A 16,165-nucleotide genomic window follows, 5' to 3' on the forward strand; every position below is an offset into this window, starting at 1 on the left:
GGGACCCCGCGCCCACATAGGGGTGGGTGGAGGCGGAGAGTCACCGCCAAGGATCCGGAAATGAACCAAGATCAGCCTGATATCGCATCCCAGAATCCCGCCGGTGAACCGGCTGCCGAGCCGTCCCTGCAGCAGCAGCTGGACAGCCTGCACAATGAAGTGGCCCTGCTGCGCGCCGAGTCGCTGCGCGAGCGCGCCGACCTGGACAACCAGCGCAAGCGCGTGGCCCGCGACGTCGAACAGGCGCGCCGCTTCGCCAATGAAAAGCTGCTGGGCGAACTGCTGCCGGTGTTCGACAGCCTGGACGCCGGCCTCAACAGCGCCGGTGCCGAGCCCAGCCCGCTGCGCGAAGGCCTGGAGCTGACCTACAAGCAACTGCTCAAGGTCGCCGCCGACAATGGCCTGACCCTGCTCGACCCAACCGGCCAGGCCTTCAACCCGGACCACCACCAAGCCATCAGCCAGGTCGACGCGCCCGGCGCGGCACCCGGCAGCGTGGTCCAGGTGTTCCAGAAGGGCTACCTGCTCAACGATCGCCTGCTACGCCCGGCCCTGGTGGTCGTGGCCCGCGACTGATCCGGGCGTCGGCCAGCCGGGCATCAGCCAGCCGGGCAGAGCCCGGCTCTACGGACGCTGAACACGTTGGGCCGCCATCGGACACTGTGTTTGGTGGGTGGCTTGAAAGTCCTCCCGGCGTCCCACACATCCCATTCATAACCCGGCAACTGCCGGATGTTCCCCGACATTTCAGGAGTCTCCCTCATGGGCAAGATCATTGGTATCGACCTCGGCACCACCAACTCGTGTGTGGCGATCATGGACGGCGGCAAGGCCCGCGTCATCGAGAATTCGGAAGGCGACCGCACCACGCCTTCGATCGTCGCCTACACCAAGGACGGCGAAGTGCTGGTGGGCGCCTCGGCCAAGCGCCAGGCTGTCACCAACCCGAAGAACACCTTCTACGCCGTCAAGCGCCTGATCGGCCGCAAGTTCACCGACGCTGAAGTCCAGAAGGACATCGCGCACGTGCCCTACGGCATCCTGGCCCACGACAACGGCGACGCCTGGGTCCAGACCAGCGACGCCAAGAAGATGGCCCCGCAGGAAATCTCCGCCCGCGTGCTGGAGAAGATGAAGAAGACCGCCGAAGCGTACCTGGGTGAAACCGTCACCGAGGCCGTGATCACCGTGCCGGCCTACTTCAACGACAGCCAGCGCCAGGCCACCAAGGACGCCGGCCGCATCGCGGGCCTGGAAGTCAAGCGCATCATCAACGAGCCGACCGCCGCGGCGCTGGCCTATGGCCTGGACAAGGGCGACAACAAGGATCGCAAGATCGTGGTGTACGACCTGGGCGGCGGCACCTTCGACGTCTCGGTGATCGAGATCGCCAACGTCGACGGTGAGAAGCAGTTCGAAGTGCTGGCCACCAACGGTGACACCTTCCTGGGCGGCGAAGACTTCGACAACCGCGTCATCGAGTACCTGGTCGACGAGTTCAACAAGGACCAGGGCATCGACCTGCGCAAGGATCCGTTGGCCCTGCAGCGCCTGAAGGACGCCGCCGAGCGCGCCAAGATCGAGCTGTCCAGCGCCCAGCAGACCGAAGTGAACCTGCCGTACGTCACCGCGGACGCGTCGGGCCCGAAGCACCTGAACATCAAGCTGACCCGCGCCAAGCTGGAAGCGCTGGTGGAAGAGCTGATCAAGAAGTCGATCGAGCCGTGCCGCGTGGCGCTGAACGACGCCGGCCTGCGCTCGAGCGACATCAGCGAAGTGATCCTGGTCGGCGGCCAGACCCGTATGCCGAAGGTGCAGCAGGCGGTCACCGAGTTCTTCGGCAAGGAACCGCGCAAGGACGTCAACCCGGACGAAGCCGTGGCATTGGGTGCGGCGATCCAGGGCGGCGTGCTGGGCGGCGACGTCAAGGACGTGCTGCTGCTGGACGTGACCCCGCTGTCGCTGGGCATCGAAACCATGGGCGGTGTGTTCACCAAGATCATCGAAAAGAACACCACCATCCCGACCAAGGCCTCGCAGGTGTTCTCCACCGCCGAGGACAACCAGTCGGCCGTGACCGTGCACGTGCTGCAGGGTGAGCGCGAGCAGGCCCGCTTCAACAAGTCGCTGGCCAAGTTCGACCTGTCCGGCATCGAGCCGTCGCCGCGCGGCATGCCGCAGGTGGAAGTGTCCTTCGACATCGACGCCAACGGCATCCTGCACGTGTCGGCCAAGGACAAGAAGACCAACAAGGAACAGAAGGTCGAGATCAAGGCCGGTTCGGGTCTGTCCGAGGACGAGATCGCGCGCATGGTCGCCGATGCCGAAGCCAACCGCGAAGAAGACAAGAAGTTCCATGAGCTGGTCCAGGCCCGCAACCAGGCCGACGCGCTGATCCACGGTACCCGTACCGCGATCACCGAGCACGGCAGCAAGGTCGGTGGCGATGTGATCGGCAAGGTCGAGTCGGCCCTGGCCGACCTGGAAACCGCCATGAAGGGCGACGACAAGGCGCAGATCGAAGCCAAGTCGAAGGTGCTGGAAGAAGCCGGCCAGGCGCTGTTCGCTGCATCGGCCGCGGCCGATCAGGGCGGTGCTGCCCCGGGCCCGGACGCCGGTGCCAACAACGGCGCGCACGACGATGTGGTCGACGCCGAGTTCACCGAAGTCAAGGACGACAAGAAGTCCTGATCCGGCCCAGACACGGGGCGTTGCGCAGGCAACGTCCCGTTGTCGTTTTCCCTGGGTCCTGGCAGCCGTAACACGGTTTGTCGGGGCGCCCGACGAAAGAGCGGACGTGGTTCCGCTCTTCCGCTTTGACGAATCCCGACCTCCGGATACCGATTCAAGTTATGAGCAAGCGCGACTATTACGAAGTGCTGGGCGTGTCCCGCACCGCCAGCGAAGAAGAGCTGAAGAAGTCCTATCGCCGCTGTGCGATGAAGTTCCACCCGGATCGCAATCCGGGCGATGCGGCGGCCGAAGCCTCCTTCAAGGAGTGCAAGGAAGCCTACGAAACCCTGTCTGACACCAACAAGCGCCGCATGTACGACGCCCACGGCCACGCTGCGTTCGAGCATGGGATGGGGGGCGGCGGTGGTGGCCCGGGTGGTCCGGACATGGGCGACATCTTCGGTGACATCTTCGGCAACATCTTCGGCGGTGCTGCCGGCGGTGGTCAGCGCCAGGCCCGTCGCGGTGCCGATGTCGGCTACGTGATGGAGCTGGACCTGGAAGAAGCGGTGATGGGCGTGGAGCGCCGCATCGAGATTCCGACCCTGGCCGAGTGCGACGACTGCGATGGCAGTGGGTCCGAAGACGGCAAGGTGGACACCTGCAGCGTGTGCCATGGCCACGGCCAGGTGCGCATCCAGCGCGGCATCTTCGCCATGCAGCAGGCGTGCCACAACTGCAACGGGCGCGGCAAGATCATCCAGACCCCGTGCAAGACCTGCCACGGCAACGGCCGTGTGGAGGAAGACAAGGTGTTGTCGGTGAAGGTGCCTGCGGGCGTCGATACCGGCGACCGCATCCGCCTGTCGGGCGAAGGCGAGGCCGGTCCGGCCGGCACGCCGCCGGGCGACCTGTACGTGGAAGTGCGGGTGCGCGAGCACGCGATCTTCCAGCGCGACGGCGACGACCTGCACTGCGAAGTGCCGATCCGGATTTCGCAGGCGGCCCTGGGCGATACCGTCCGCGTGGCGACCCTGGGCGGTTATGCGGAAATCCGCATTCCGGCTGAAACCCAGACCGGCAAGCTGTTCCGCCTGCGCGGCAAGGGCGTGCGGTCGGTGCGCAGCCGCAGCGAAGGCGACCTCTACTGCCGCGTGGTGGTGGAAACGCCGGTCAACCTGACCACCGAGCAGCGCAAGCTGCTGGAACAGTTTGAAACCACCTTCACCGGCGAAGAAGCGCGCAAGCACTCGCCCAAATCGGCGACGTTCATCGACGGCGTGAAGGGCTTCTGGGACCGGATGACCTCGTAAGCGGGGCCGGTTCCTGTGATGCACCTCAAGGCCCGCTGGCAACAGCGGGCCTTTTCTGTGCGCCGACGACGGGGGGGTAGAGCCACCCCATGGGTGGCTGCACCGCCCGGCCCAAGGTAGAGCCACCCCATGGGTGGCTGCACGCGGTATCAGGTGGGTCGACAGCCACCCATGGGGTGGCTCTACCGGTGGACCGGCTCCGCGCAGCGACCCGTGGGGTGCGGCGGGACAGCGCAGCCACCCATGGGGTGGCTCTACCGGCGCGGCGCGGGGCGTAAAATGGCCGTATGAACGAATCCCTCGAAAGCCATCTGGTCCATGGACGCCGCCAGCGCCCGGACGGTCCGTCGCCGGTCGACGTCATCTCGGTACAGTCGCAGCTGGTCTATGGCTACGCCGGCAACAGTGCGGCCGTGCCGCCGCTGCGCGCGCTGGGCGTGCGCGTGGCCGAAGTGCCCACCACGCTGCTCAGCAATGCGCCGTTCTATCCGACCACGCGCGGTCGCGTGCTGCCGGCCGACTGGTTCGCCGAGCTGCTGCTGGGGGCCAGCGAACGCGGCCTGCCGCAGCGCGCCCGCATGCTGGTGTCCGGCTACTTCGGCAGCGTCGGCAATGGTGCGGCCTTCGCCGACTGGCTCGACCAGGTGCTGCCCACCGCGCCGCAGCTGCGCTACTGCCTGGACCCGGTGATTGGCGACACCCACACCGGCCCCTACGTCGAACCCGGCTTGGAAGCCATCTTCGCCGAGCGGCTGCTGCCGCATGCATGGCTGGTGACCCCCAACGCCTTCGAGCTGGGCCGCCTGACCGGCATGCCCAGCCTCGCCGAAGACGATGCCATCGCCGCCGCGCAGGCGCTGCTGGCGCGTGGCCCGCAGTGGGTGCTGGCCCACAGTGTGGGCGGCGAGCCCGGCCAGCTGGTCACGCTGGCGGTCAGCCGCGAGGCGATCTGGCGCTGGTCCTCGCCGCACCTGCCGGTGGACGTGGCCGGCACCGGTGACGTGCTGATGTCGCTGCTGGTGGCCTTCCTGCTGCGCGGCGAATCCTTCGAACAGTCGATTTCGCGCGCCATCGCCGGCGTGCACGTCGCGCTGGAAACCACGCTGGCCAATGGCCACGAGGAGTTCGACGTGCTGGCCGCCGCACCGGCCGCATTGGCGCTGCCGCAGCGCTTCGTGCCCGAGCGCATCGCGTGAGCGCACGGGTAGTGGGCATCGTCGGCAGTGCCGGCGCGTATGGCCGTTGGCTGCGCGGTTTCCTGCAGCAGCGGATGGGCGTGGAGGTGATCGGCCACGATCCCGCCGACCCGCAGTCGCACACGCCCGACCAGCTGCTGGAGCAGGCCGATGTGCTGGTCTTCTCCGCGCCGATCCGGCACACGCCGGCGCTGATCGCCGACTACGTCGCGCGCTCGGCCGGGCGCGAGGCCGGGCGTCTGTGGCTGGACGTGACCTCGGTGAAAAGCGCGCCGGTGGCGGCCATGCTGGCCTCGCAGGCCGAGGTGGTAGGCCTGCACCCGATGACCGCACCGCCCAAGGCGCCCACGCTGAAAGGCCGGGTGATGGTGGTCTGCGAGGCGCGCCTGGCGCGGTGGCAGCCGTGGGTGCAGCAGTTGTGCGACGCGCTGGAAGCCGAATGCGTGCGCGCCACGCCCGAGCACCACGACCAGGTGATGGCGCTGGTGCAGGCAATGGTGCATGCCACCCACCTTGCCCAGGCCGGCGTGCTGCGCGAGTACGCGCCGCTGCTGGGCGCGCTGCCCGCGTTGATGCCGTACCGCTCGGCGTCGTTCGAACTGGACACGGCGATCATCGCGCGGATCCTGTCGTTGAACCCGGCGATCTACGAGGACATCCAGTTCGGCAACCCGCACGTGGCGCCCATGCTGGACCGGTTGCTGGCCCAGCTGCAGCAGCTGCGCGCGCAGGTCGGGCAGGGCGATGATGCCGCGCGTGCGGCGTTCCGGCAGCAGCTGCTGCTGGACAACCGTGACAGTCAAGGCGAAACGGTGTTGGCCGAAGGCAACTACACCTTCGAACGGGTGGGCTATCTGCTGGCCGACCTGACCGAGCGCAATGCCATCAGCGTGCATCTTCCCGAAGACCGGCCCGGTTCGCTGCGCGAACTGCTGCACGTGTTCGAGCGGCACGCGGTGAGCCTGGCGTCGATCCACTCCTCGCGCACGCCGGGCGGGGAAGTGCATTTCCGTGTTGGCTTCGTGGCCGGCAGCGATGTGCAGGCGCTGCAGCGCGCCGCCGTGGAAATTGATGCCACCGGCATCGGCCGGGTTCTGCCGCGCTGACGTGCTGCAACGCCGCATTCATCCACAGGGGGTGTGGATGAGTTGCGCACAAACATGTGGATAACCGCGTGCAGCCGTTGCAGGCAAAGGCTGTCAAGATGGCTGGTCATAAAATGACCAGCCTGTCGCAAACTTTTTTGGGTCGCGCCGATCCGGCGCGCCGCGCGCTCAGGTGGTCAGGGTCAATTCGCCGCCACGGGTGCGGAACTGACGGCCATCGCGGACCAGGTGGCGGCCATCGGCCAGCTCGTAGCGGACGTTCGCGTCCGCGGCCGCAGCCGACGGTGCGGCGGCCGCTTCGTCCTGCTTGAACTCGATGATGACGTAGCTTTCGCCCGTGGCGTCGGTAGCGGGAAACTGTCGAAACGACATGAAGCACCTCCTGCAGTGGCATCGACCTGTGACCTGCGCACCATGCAACCGGCCGCGTTAGCGGTGCGTCATCAATCGATGAACTGCAGGCGTGCCAGCTCCGCGTACAGCCCGCCCTCGGCCAGCAGTTGTTCGTGCGTGCCTTGGGCGATGATGCGGCCGTGGTCCATCACCACGATGCGGTCGGCCTTGAGCACGGTGGCCAGGCGGTGGGCGATGACCAGCGTGGTACGCCCCGCCATCAACCGTTCCAGCGCCTGCTGCACCGCGCGCTCGCTCTGCGCATCGAGTGCACTGGTGGCCTCGTCGAGCAGCAGGATCGGGGCATCCTTCAGCAGCGCCCGTGCGATCGCGATGCGCTGCTGCTGGCCACCGGACAGGCGCGCGCCGCGCTCGCCCAGCTCACTCAGGTAACCGTCGGGCAGTGCCTGCAGGAATTCGTCGGCTTCGGCGGCCTCGGCGGCGCGCTGCACCTCGTCATCGCTGGCTTCCAATCGGCCGTAGCGGATGTTGTCCAGGGCGGTGGCGGCAAACAGCGTGGGCTGCTGCGGGACCAGCGCCATCTGCGCGCGCAGCTGCGCCGGGTCGACCTGGCGTACATCCACGCCGTCGACCAGGATGCTGCCGGTGGCCGGATCGTGGAAACGCAGCAGCATCGACAGCACCGTGCTCTTGCCAGCGCCCGAAGGGCCCACCAGGGCAACGGTCTCGCCGGGCCGCACATGCAGGTCGAACCCTTCCAGTGCCGCGGTGTCCGGGCGCTGCGGGTAGTGGAACACCACGTTGTCGAAGCGGATCTCGCCGCGCAGCGGCAGGGGCATCGGCACCGGGTTGGCCGGTGCGGTGATCTCGATGTCTTCCTGCAGCAGTTCGGCGATCCGTCCCATGCCGCCGGAGGCGCGTTGCAGTTCGTTCCAGACCTCGGCCAGCGCGCCGACCGAGCCGCCGCCGATCATCGCGTACAGCACGAACTGGCCAAGCGTGCCGGCCGTCATGCGGCCGTCGTTGACATCGTGCGCGCCCAGCCACAGCACGCCCACGATGGCGCCGAACACCAGCACGATGGCGGTGGCGGTGACGATCGACTGCGCGCCGATGCGCCGGCGCGCGGCCTTGATCGATTCGCCCAGCGCGACGTTGAAGCGGCCGCGTTCATAGGGCTCGCGTGCATGCGCCTGCACGGTACGCACCGCGCCCAGGGTTTCGGCGGCCAGGCTGTTGGCGTCGGCGACGCGGTCCTGGCTGGCGCGGGCGATGTTGCGCAGGCGGCGTGCACCGATGATCACCGGCAGCACGGCCAGGGGGATGCCCAGCAGCGACCACACGGCCAGACGCGGGCTGGTGACGAACAACATCACCAGGCTGCCAACCACGGTCACGCTGCTGCGCAGGGCCACCGACATGGTGGAACCGATCACGCTGCGCAGCAACTCGCTGTCGGCGGTCAGCCGGGACACCAGTTCGCCGCTGCGGCTGCGGTCGTGGAAGCCGGCGCCCAAGGTGATCAGGTGGGTGTAGAGCTGGCTGCGCAGGTCGGCCACGACCTTTTCGCCCAGCAACGACACGAAGAAGAAGCGCGCGGCGGTGGCCAGCCCCATCACCACCGCGACCAGGAACAGCAGGCCGAACGCGCGATTGATCTGGCCGTTGTTGTTGAAGCCATGGTCGATCATCAGCTTGACCGCCGGCGGCAGGCTCAGCGTGGCCGCCGACGAGACCGCCAGGGCGACCAGCCAGGCAGTGAACAGCCCCGAATGGCGACGGACGAACGGCCACAGCGTGCCCAGACTGCCCAGGCGGCGCAGCGCGGGGGTCGGGGCGGGGGTGGTCTCAGTCATCAAGGGGGCCTGGTTCGGTGCATCGTTGGATGCGGATACGATCACGGGTGGCGTCGCGGAGGCGGTTTTTCAACGGCTCGGCCTGGTCGGCCGGCAATTCAACCTGCATTTCCACCCCGGACGGGGTAAAGGATTCATCGAGTTTCTCGGCCGCATGGCTGGACAGCGCGGCATGCAAGGCGCCCAGGTCCTCGAATGCAGCCTGCACGTGCAAGCGGGTCAGGGCCACCAGTGGCAGGCGCGGCGCGGTACGCAGGCATTCGGCCGCCGTGCCTCCGTAGGCCCGGACCAGGCCGCCGGCACCCAGCTTGATCCCGCCGTACCAGCGGATCACCACCACCATCACCCGGTCGAAGCCCTGGCCATCGATGGCGGCCAGGATCGGTCGGCCAGCGGTGCCGGCCGGTTCGCCATCGTCACTGGAGCGGTATTCGCTGCCGTGTCGGTAGGCCCAGCAGTTGTGGGTGGCATCGGGGATCGCCACCTGCTGCAGGAACGCCAGCGCGGCACCCGCCGTGTCGATCGGCGCGGCATGCGCGATGAAGCGACTGTGCTTGATCTCCAGGCTGTGGCTGACGACGGTGGCGAGCGTATCGGGCATTCCCACCATTGTAGGTGACGACCGTGGGTCGTCACGTGCCCCTCAGTTGTCCAGCAGCTGGCGTACGTCGCGTGGCACGCGCGCTTCCGGGTACTGCTGCAGGTAGCGTTCCAGGCTGGCGCGCGCGGTATCGCGGTCGCCGGCATCGCGACGCTCGCGGATGCGCTTGAGCCACTGCTTGCGCGGCAGCAGGGCATCGGCCGCAACGGCGGCATCGACGGCGCTGGCCGACAACGCGCCGCCCACGGCCGGCGATGCCGCGCGCCGCATCACGCCGGGTGCGCCTTTCATCGGGCGCGCCGCTTCGTTGGTCATCGGTGCCGGTGCGGCGGTGAGCGCGTCGTCCCGCGCCCGCGCGCCGGTCACGGTGACGGTGTCGTTGGGGCGCGCCTCTGCGCTGTCCATCACGTACGCGTCTGCACGCGGGGCAGCGGCGGCCTGCATCGGGGCGGCCGCGGGTGCGGGCGGGGCAGGCGGCATCGGCGGAGCCACTACCGAGGGCGCGGGCTGTGCCGCCATCGGTTGCGGCACGTCGTGGGGTGGCGGCGGCGGCGCGGCGGCCACCGAGCGTTGCTTGGCCTGCGGCTGGGCCACCGGCGCAGTGGCCGCATCGGCCACCTCGGCAGTGGCCATGGCAGGGGCGGCAGCGTCGGCGGCCGGTGCCTGCACGGCATCCTCGGCGGTTGCAGGCGCAGGTGCGACCTCAGCCAGCGCGGGCGGGGTCGGGGCGTCGGGCTTGAGCTGCCAGGCGATGCCGACCGCGAACACCACCGACGCGGCCAGGCCCAGCGCGGCGGGCAGCCGCGACCGCGGCCGGCGCGTGACGGGGGCGGCAGCCCTGGGCGGTTGTGATGCAGCGTCCGCGTCGTCGGAGGGAACCGCCGTGGCCACCGGTGCGGCCTGCACGGCCGCCCGTGCGGCCGCCAACACCGCCTCGTCCAGCGCAGCCGACGGTGCGCTGGGCACCGCACGGCCGAGCAGGCGCGCCAGTTCGCGTTCTTCGGGGGTCAGCGGATCCGAGCGGTTCATTCGGACAACCCCGCGCGCAGCTTGTCCATCGCATAGCGCAACCGTGATTTGACCGTTTCGCGGCCCACGCCGGTGATCTGTGCGATCTCTTCCAGGCTCAGTTCCTGCTCCAGCCGCAACTGCAGTACCTCGCGCTGTTCATCGGGCAGCTGTTCCATCGCCAGCTGCAGGCGCCGGCGTTGTTCGAACTCGGACAGCTGGCTTTCCGGGGTGCGGGTATCGCTCATCCGTGCCACCCGCTCGTCGGCGTCGCCGGGCGCTGGCGGACGGTGCCGCGCGGCGCGCCAGTGATCGTTGAGTCGATTGTGGGCGATCCGGAACAGCCACGTGGTGAAGGCGGCGTCGGGCTGCCAGCCGGCGCGCGCGGCGATCACCCGCTGCCAGACGTCCTGGAACATTTCGTCGGCCAGCGCGGCATCGCGCAGCTGGCGCAGCAGGAAGCTGTACAGGCGGCTGCGGTGGCGCGCATACAGCGTTTCAAACGCGCGCAGCTCCCCGCCGGCCCAGGCCAGCATCAGCGATTCGTCGGTTGGCAGGGCAGCGGCGTCCACGGCGCACAGGGTAAGCGCTGGGCCGCCGTCCGCATAGCGGGGCGGGGCGGCGACGGCAGGCGACAGCAGGGGCGCGGGGACGGGGGACATGACCTGTTCAACGTCCGAAGGTGCTGAACGGGGTTGTGGGCTTCCATTGCCCCCCGCCCGCCGCGTTATGCTCAGGGCACAGGGGAGGTGCCGGGCATCCGGCGCCAGAAGAGATCAGCATCGTGTCCAGCCAGGTAGCGACATCCGTGCGGCATTCCGATCATGACGCGGTGGTTTCCGCTGCGCTCGCGCAGGCGTTGGGCGCGCTGCTGCCCGGCAACGCGCAGGTGGCGCTGGCCTGGTCCGATCCGGGCCTGGGTGAAGGCTGCCAGGCCGATCCCGCTCCCGCGCAGGACCCGGCCGCGCTGCTGGAGGCACTGCTGGGCGGTGCCACCGGGGCCGAGACCGCGCTGCGTCGCTGGCAGGACCACGGCAGCGAACTGGCCGTCCAGGCGCTGACCGCCGACGGCGGCGTGCCCGACCAGGCGTGGTGGGACATCGCCCGCCAGGCGCTGCAGGACGCGGTGGCACTGGCCCGGCAGCGGGCGCAGATCCGCTCGCTGGAAACCTCCAAACGGCTGCAGCAGGCGCTGTACGAGATTGCCGACCTGGCCGGCGCGGACCTGGAAATGGCCGACATGCTGCGCCACTTCCACCGCGTGCTCAATTCGCTGATGTACGCGCAGAACTGCTACATCGTCGAGTACGACGACGTACGCCGACGGGTGCGCTTCCTGTACTTCGCCGACCAGCGCGACAGCTTCGTGGCCGACCCGGACCGCAGCTACGAAGAACACGAAATGCCGCGCAGCCTGACCTTCGCGCTGCTGCGCCACGGGCAGCCGCTGAGCGGGCCGTCCAACGAGCTGCTGGCGGCGATGAACGACGAATACGACCCCAGCCGCGGGCCGGAAAGTCTGGACTGGCTGGGCGTGCCGATGCTGCGCGAAGGCCGCGTGTGCGGGGCCATCGTGGTGCAGAGCTACGAGCACCGGGTGCGCTACAACGAGGCCGACCGCACCCTGCTGGGCTACGTGGCCCAGCACATCCTCACCGCGATGGACCGCCGCCAGGCCCAGGTGCAGCTGGAACGCCAGGTGGAGCGGCGCACGCTGGAACTGCAGCGCGCCAACCGCAGCCTGCAGGACGAAGTGGTGGAACGCCGCCGCGCCGAGAAGCTGCAGCTGGCGTTGTTCAACATTGCCGAAATGGCGATGAGCGCCGAGAGCCTGGCCCAGTTCTACGTGCAGGTGCATGGCGTGGTGGGCACGCTGCTGGATGCACGCAATTTCTACATCGCGCTGGTCAACGAGGTCGGCGATGGGCTGGATTTCGTGTACTCGGTGGATGAGTACAACGCGTCGCGCGCGCCGCGTCCGTTCAGCCAGGGCCTGACCGAGTTCATCGTGCGCAACCGGCAGCCGCTGCTGGCCTCGCGCGAGCACATCGACGCCCTGCGTGACGCCGGGCGGGTACGCGAGTTCGGCGCGCGCTCGCATTGCTGGCTGGGCGTGCCGCTGCTCAGCGACGACGACGTGGTCGGGGTGATCGTGGTGCAGAGCTACTCGCCGGAGGTGAGCTTCACCGCGCACGACCAGCGCCTGCTCACCTTCGTGGCGCAGAACATCGGCAACGGCCTGGCCCGCCAGCGCGACCAGGAGCGCCTGCGCAACGCGCACGCCGAGCTGGAAAAGCGCGTGGACGAGCGCACCCGCGAGTTGGCCGAGGTGAACGACAAACTGCTCGGGCAGATCGGTGAACGTCTGCGCGCCGAGCAGCGCCTGACCCACCAGGCCATGCACGATGCGCTGACCGGGTTGCCCAACCGCCTGCACCTGCTGGACCGGCTGGAAGATGCGATCGCGCGCGCCCGGGTGCCCGACGGCCCACGCTTTGCGGTGCTGTTCCTGGACCTGGACCGGTTCAAGCTGGTCAACGACAGTATCGGCCACGCGGCCGGCGACCAGATGCTGGTCGAGGTGGCCAAGCGGATCGTGTCGATGATCGGCCCGGGCGACGTGGTGGCGCGGCTGGGCGGCGATGAATTCGCGATCGTGCTGCAGTGCGACCACGGGCTGGATTCGGCGCGGGAGTTCGCGCAGCGGATGCTGGTGGCGCTGGAAGAGTCGATGTGGGTGAAGGGACGCGAACTGTTTCCGTCCGGCAGCCTGGGCATTGCGATGTGGAACCCGCGCTACCGCAATGGCGAGGAACTGGTACGCGACGCCGACGCGGCGATGTACCGGGCCAAGGCCCAGGGCAAGGACCGCTGCGCGGTGTTCGACGAGGCGATGCGCGAGGAAGCGCTGCGCAGCCTGGATTTGGAAGCGGACCTGCGCCGGGCGATCATCAACCGCGACTTCCTGCCGTATTACCAGCCCATCGTGCGGCTGTCCGACGGCGCGGTAGTGGGCTATGAGGCGCTGCTGCGCTGGCGCCACGAACGGCGCGGGCTGCTGTTGCCCAGCGCGTTTCTCGACCTGGGCGAGGAAAGCGGGCTGATCGAGCAGGTGGACTGGCTGCTGTACGAAGACGTGATCGGGCAACTCGCGCGGGGCGGCGAGGGCTATCTGTCGGTGAACGTGTCGCCGCGGCATTTCCGTTCGGCCGATTTCAGCACCCGCCTGTTCGGGCTGATCGAGGCGGCCGGTGCCGATCCCCACCGCCTGCGCCTGGAAATCACCGAAGTGGCGCTGCTCGACGACGGTCCGCGCACGCTGCGGATTCTGCAGACGCTGCGCGAGCGCGGCGTGCTGGTGCAGCTGGATGATTTCGGTACGGGCTTCTCGGCGCTGTCTTACCTGCACCGCTTCCCGATCTCGACGTTGAAGATCGATCAGAGCTTCATCGCCGGCCTGCACGGGCAGGACATGCAGAGCACCTATGCGCTGGTGCAGGGCGTGCTGTCGCTGGCACGCACGCTGGGCATCGAAACGGTGGGCGAGGGCATCGAAAACGATGCCCAGCGCCAGACCCTGCTGCAGCTGGGCTGCGACTACGGCCAAGGCTACCTGCTCGGCCGCCCCGCCCCCATGGAAACCTTCGAAGCCCGGTAGTGCCGGCCGCTGGCCGGCACCCCACATCACCGCATCACACGATCACACCAACGCGGCGCGACGCTTCTCATCGATCCACTTGGACGCCTGCGCCGGCTCATAGGCGCGCATCCAGTCCAGCATGGCGTCGATGTCCGAGCCGTACCAGAGGTCGGCGCGCTGTTCCGGGTGCAGGAAGCGCTCTTCGACCATGCGGTCGATCATGCCGATCAGCGGGGCGTAGAAACCGTCGACGTCCAGGAACGCGCACGGCTTGTTGCCGATGCCGAGCTGGCGCCAGGTGAGCATCTCGAAGATCTCTTCCATGGTGCCGAAGCCGCCGGGCAGGGCCACGAACGCGTCGGACAGCTCGAACATGCGCGACTTGCGCTCGTGCATCGAGCCGACGATCTCCAGCTCGGTCAGGCCGCGGTGGGCCACTTCCCAATCGGCCAGCTGCTGCGGAATCACGCCGGTCACTTCGCCACCGCCGGCCAGCACGGCATTGGCCACGGTGCCCATCAGGCCGACGTTGCCGCCGCCATAGACCAGGCGCAGGCCGTCGCGGGCGATGCGGTCGCCCAGCGCGATGGCGCGCTCGGTGTAGATCGGCTTGCTGCCGGGGTTGGAGCCACAGTAAACGCAAATCGACTTCATTGGATCTTCCTGTGTTCGGGAACGGATGCGGCGGAAACGAAAAAGCCCCGCCGATGACCGATGTTCCGGCCTCGTGACGGGGTTCGTTCCGCGAATGCGGGGGAGGATTATCGCGCGTTCGTGGCGCGGAGGCCAATCGGCCCATCGCCGGTAGAGCCGACCGTTGGTCGGCTGCCATTGCCCGGGTAGAGCCGACCGTTGGTCGGCCGCCGTATCGCGGAACCGACCATGCGGGTTCACACCCGCACGGCCACGGGCCTCACGCCGCCTGCGACTGCTCCCGGCGCGGGCCTTCCTTCAACGCCCGGCCCACCAGCCCCACCAGCAGGTCCAGCTCTTCGCTGTCCATGCCGAAATGCGGGGTGAAGCGCAGCGAGTTCTCGCCGCCGTGGATGACGTTGATACCGTGGTTGCGCAGCCATTCCTCGGTGGAACCAGTGCCGTAGCACTTGAACTGCGGGGCCAGCTCGCACGAAAACAGCAGGCCGGTGCCCTGCACCTTGGTGATCAAGCCGCCCAGGTCGCTCTTGAGCTGTTCCAGCTTGCGCACCGCTTCCTCGCCGCGCACGCGGATGTTCTCGCGTACCTGCGGGGTCAGCAGCGACAGGGTGGCGCAGGCCACGTCCAGCGCACGCGGGTTGGAGGTCATGGTGTTGCCGTAGATGCCCTTGCGGTACAGCTGCGCGGCATGTTCGGTGACGGCCAGTACCGACAGCGGGAACTGCGCCGCGTTGAGCGCCTTGGAGTAGGTCTCCATGTCCGGCGCGTCCAGGCCCTCGAAGCCGGGGTAGTCCACCAGCGACAGCACGCCATGCGCACGCAGGCCAGCCTGGATCGAGTCGATCAACAGCAGGCTGCCGTGCTGGCGGGTCAGCTCGCGGGCCAGCGCATAGAACGACGGCGGCACCGAACGGCCCGGGTCGCCTTCGCCCATCACCGGCTCCAGGAACACCGCTTCGATGAACCAGCGGTTCTGCTCGGCCTCGGCGAACACGCGCTTGAGCGCCTCCTCGTCGTACGGGGCCAGGGCGATGACGCTGTCTTCGCCGCGGTAGCTGGCCAGATGCTGGGTGTAGGTCTTGCGGCTGGAATCGGAGTACAGGCCGGGGCGGTCGGTACGACCGTGGAAGCTGCCCTTGATCACCACCCGCTTGATCTTCGCGCCGGCATGGCGGGCGCCCGGGTCGGTCTGCAGCTTGGCGTTGACGTCGGCGATGCGCGCGGCCAGGCCGACCGCCTCGGAGCCGGAGTTCAGGCACATGAAGTGGCTGAACGGGCAGCCGCCGCGACGGTGGCCGATTTCCTTGCGCAGGGCCTGGATGAAGCGCTGCTGGGACAGGCTGGGGGTCATCACGTTGGCCATCACCTGCGGGGCGGCCATCGCCTCCATCACCGCCTCGGGGGTATGCCCGAAACCGAGCATGCCGTAGCCGCCGGCGTCATACAGCACCGCACCCTTCAGGGTGACCACCCAGGAACCACGGGCGGCGAGGGCGACATACGGGGTCACCGCATCGTCGGCATAGAAGTTGACGAAACCGTCCTGCATCGCATCGATCTGGGCGCGTTCGTCGGCGGCCAGCAGCGCGCCAAGATCGGCGCGCACGCGCTCGAATTCGGCGGCGGCAGCGTCGATCGCGGCAACCAGGTGCGGGTGGCCAGCGGCCAGGCGTTCCAGCGTGGCGTCATCCAGGCCCGCGGTGAGGCGGGTGCCGGGCTGGGCGCGAAGGGGGGCGAGGCGTTCGATGAAGCTCATTGCAGATC

Annotated in this window: 13 protein-coding genes; 6 read left to right on the plus strand and 7 right to left on the minus strand. The window is 68.5% G+C overall.

The window, feature by feature from the left end; genetic code table 11:
• The first annotated feature begins 60 nt into the window (after positions 1 to 60).
• From grpE to AC6CHL_RS11035, 5 genes are all read left to right on the plus strand, one after another.
• Positions 61 to 576 (plus strand): nucleotide exchange factor GrpE, encoded by a 516-nt coding sequence (gene grpE / locus AC6CHL_RS11015; RefSeq protein ID WP_038688923.1) that lies wholly within the window; start codon positions 61 to 63, stop codon positions 574 to 576.
• 186 nt (positions 577 to 762) lie between these two features.
• The gene (dnaK, locus tag AC6CHL_RS11020; protein WP_448133446.1) at positions 763 to 2,691 is read left to right on the plus strand and encodes a molecular chaperone DnaK; all 1,929 of its coding nucleotides are present in this window, start codon (positions 763 to 765) and stop codon (positions 2,689 to 2,691) included.
• A 161-nt stretch (positions 2,692 to 2,852) separates the two neighbouring features.
• On the plus strand, positions 2,853 to 3,986 hold the full coding sequence (gene dnaJ / locus AC6CHL_RS11025; RefSeq protein ID WP_038688919.1) for a molecular chaperone DnaJ: 1,134 nt from the start codon (positions 2,853 to 2,855) through the stop codon (positions 3,984 to 3,986).
• A 287-nt stretch (positions 3,987 to 4,273) separates the two neighbouring features.
• A complete protein-coding gene (pdxY, locus tag AC6CHL_RS11030) occupies positions 4,274 to 5,182 on the plus strand; it encodes a pyridoxal kinase (protein WP_463600770.1) in 909 nt (302 codons plus the stop codon).
• Entirely contained in the window at positions 5,179 to 6,288 is a 1,110-nt protein-coding gene (locus AC6CHL_RS11035; protein WP_463600771.1) for a prephenate dehydrogenase, read from the plus strand. Before pdxY ends, AC6CHL_RS11035 begins: the two co-directional genes overlap by 4 nt.
• A 168-nt stretch (positions 6,289 to 6,456) precedes the next feature.
• Here AC6CHL_RS11035 and AC6CHL_RS11040 read toward each other — a convergent pair whose 3' ends face one another.
• From AC6CHL_RS11040 to AC6CHL_RS11060, 5 genes are all read right to left on the minus strand, one after another.
• Positions 6,457 to 6,660 (minus strand): hypothetical protein, encoded by a 204-nt coding sequence (locus tag AC6CHL_RS11040; RefSeq protein WP_498294356.1) that lies wholly within the window; start codon positions 6,658 to 6,660, stop codon positions 6,457 to 6,459.
• Positions 6,661 to 6,731: 71 nt separating this feature from the next.
• Positions 6,732 to 8,498 carry an ABC transporter transmembrane domain-containing protein gene (locus tag AC6CHL_RS11045; protein ID WP_498294357.1) on the minus strand — a complete coding sequence of 589 codons (1,767 nt, stop codon included), beginning with the start codon at positions 8,496 to 8,498 and terminating at the stop codon, positions 6,732 to 6,734.
• On the minus strand, positions 8,491 to 9,099 hold the full coding sequence (locus tag AC6CHL_RS11050; protein WP_498294358.1) for an IMPACT family protein: 609 nt from the start codon (positions 9,097 to 9,099) through the stop codon (positions 8,491 to 8,493). Before AC6CHL_RS11050 ends, AC6CHL_RS11045 begins: the two co-directional genes overlap by 8 nt.
• A 42-nt stretch (positions 9,100 to 9,141) precedes the next feature.
• Positions 9,142 to 10,128, minus strand: coding sequence for a hypothetical protein (locus tag AC6CHL_RS11055; RefSeq protein ID WP_498294359.1), 987 nt, complete (start codon positions 10,126 to 10,128; stop codon positions 9,142 to 9,144).
• Positions 10,125 to 10,643: an RNA polymerase sigma factor gene (locus AC6CHL_RS11060; protein ID WP_244880244.1), complete on the minus strand. Its 519-nt coding sequence runs from the start codon at positions 10,641 to 10,643 to the stop codon at positions 10,125 to 10,127. The genes AC6CHL_RS11055 and AC6CHL_RS11060 overlap by 4 nt, the downstream gene beginning before the upstream one ends.
• Positions 10,644 to 10,915: 272 nt before the next feature.
• Here AC6CHL_RS11060 and AC6CHL_RS11065 point away from each other — a divergent pair, with 272 nt between their 5' ends.
• Positions 10,916 to 13,765: a bifunctional diguanylate cyclase/phosphodiesterase gene (locus tag AC6CHL_RS11065; RefSeq protein WP_498294360.1), complete on the plus strand. Its 2,850-nt coding sequence runs from the start codon at positions 10,916 to 10,918 to the stop codon at positions 13,763 to 13,765.
• Between the two features lie 42 nt (positions 13,766 to 13,807).
• On the opposite strand, the gene AC6CHL_RS11070 is transcribed toward AC6CHL_RS11065, so the two are convergent.
• Both AC6CHL_RS11070 and AC6CHL_RS11075 read right to left on the minus strand, forming a co-directional pair.
• Positions 13,808 to 14,401: an LOG family protein gene (locus tag AC6CHL_RS11070; RefSeq protein ID WP_038688904.1), complete on the minus strand. Its 594-nt coding sequence runs from the start codon at positions 14,399 to 14,401 to the stop codon at positions 13,808 to 13,810.
• Between the two features lie 259 nt (positions 14,402 to 14,660).
• Complete coding sequence (locus AC6CHL_RS11075) at positions 14,661 to 16,157, minus strand: aminotransferase class III-fold pyridoxal phosphate-dependent enzyme (RefSeq protein WP_498294361.1); 1,497 nt, start codon at positions 16,155 to 16,157, stop codon at positions 14,661 to 14,663.
• Positions 16,158 to 16,165 lie beyond the last annotated feature (8 nt).

The sequence above is a fragment of the Stenotrophomonas sp. GQ19 genome (assembly GCF_059758695.1).

Bases quoted from the DNA above. Each gene is read 5' to 3' on its own strand.
- grpE (WP_038688923.1), top strand. From the start codon at position 61: ATGAACCAAGATCAGCCTGATATCGCATCCCAGAATCCCGCCGGTGAA.
- dnaK (WP_448133446.1), top strand. From the start codon at position 763: ATGGGCAAGATCATTGGTATCGACCTCGGCACCACCAACTCGTGTGTG.
- dnaJ (WP_038688919.1), top strand. From the start codon at position 2,853: ATGAGCAAGCGCGACTATTACGAAGTGCTGGGCGTGTCCCGCACCGCC.
- pdxY (WP_463600770.1), top strand. From the start codon at position 4,274: ATGAACGAATCCCTCGAAAGCCATCTGGTCCATGGACGCCGCCAGCGC.
- AC6CHL_RS11040 (WP_498294356.1), bottom strand. From the start codon at position 6,660: ATGTCGTTTCGACAGTTTCCCGCTACCGACGCCACGGGCGAAAGCTAC.
- AC6CHL_RS11045 (WP_498294357.1), bottom strand. From the start codon at position 8,498: ATGACTGAGACCACCCCCGCCCCGACCCCCGCGCTGCGCCGCCTGGGC.
- AC6CHL_RS11050 (WP_498294358.1), bottom strand. From the start codon at position 9,099: ATGCCCGATACGCTCGCCACCGTCGTCAGCCACAGCCTGGAGATCAAG.
- AC6CHL_RS11055 (WP_498294359.1), bottom strand. From the start codon at position 10,128: ATGAACCGCTCGGATCCGCTGACCCCCGAAGAACGCGAACTGGCGCGC.
- AC6CHL_RS11060 (WP_244880244.1), bottom strand. From the start codon at position 10,643: ATGCTGGCCTGGGCCGGCGGGGAGCTGCGCGCGTTTGAAACGCTGTAT.
- AC6CHL_RS11070 (WP_038688904.1), bottom strand. From the start codon at position 14,401: ATGAAGTCGATTTGCGTTTACTGTGGCTCCAACCCCGGCAGCAAGCCG.
- AC6CHL_RS11075 (WP_498294361.1), bottom strand. From the start codon at position 16,157: ATGAGCTTCATCGAACGCCTCGCCCCCCTTCGCGCCCAGCCCGGCACC.